This window comes from Streptomyces sp. SID13726 (genome assembly GCF_010548375.1).
Lineage (GTDB): Bacteria > Actinomycetota > Actinomycetes > Streptomycetales > Streptomycetaceae > Streptomyces.
Genome location: NZ_JAAGLY010000503.1, coordinates 1 through 430 on the forward strand (window position 1 = coordinate 1; position 430 = coordinate 430).

The 430-nt window shown below is 71.6% G+C and carries 1 protein-coding gene; it reads right to left on the bottom strand.

Going from position 1 to position 430, the window contains the following annotated elements:
- Nucleotides 1–399, bottom strand: a 399-nt coding sequence (locus G3I78_RS48810; protein ID WP_343244039.1) for an ATP-binding cassette domain-containing protein, incomplete at its 3' end; no start/stop codon positions are given.
- Nucleotides 400–430 lie beyond the last annotated feature (31 nt).

The window sequence follows — 430 nt, forward strand, 5'->3', positions numbered from 1 at the left end:
GTAGGAGAGGTTGCGCGCCTTCTCCGTCGCCCGCCCGCCGACGCCCACGAACTCGAGCAGCGCGAGCGCCCGGTCGATCGCGTCCCGCTCCTCGCGCCGGTGGCGCGGGGTGCGCAGCAGGGCGCCCGGGACCGAGGTGCGGTGCCGCGCGTCCGACCCGACGACGACGTTCTCGAGCGCCGTCATCTCGTTGAACAGGCGGATGTTCTGGAACGTGCGGGCGATGCCGCGCTGCGTGATCCGGTAGCGCTTGAGCTTGCCGACCGGGGAGCCGTCGAACACGACCTGCCCCTTGGTCGGCCGGTAGACGCCGGTCATCGCGTTGAACGCCGTCGTCTTGCCTGCGCCGTTCGGCCCGATGAGGCCGAGGATCTCGCCGCGGCGGATGTCGAACGTCACGTCGTTCAGCGCGACGAGGCCGCCGAACTGC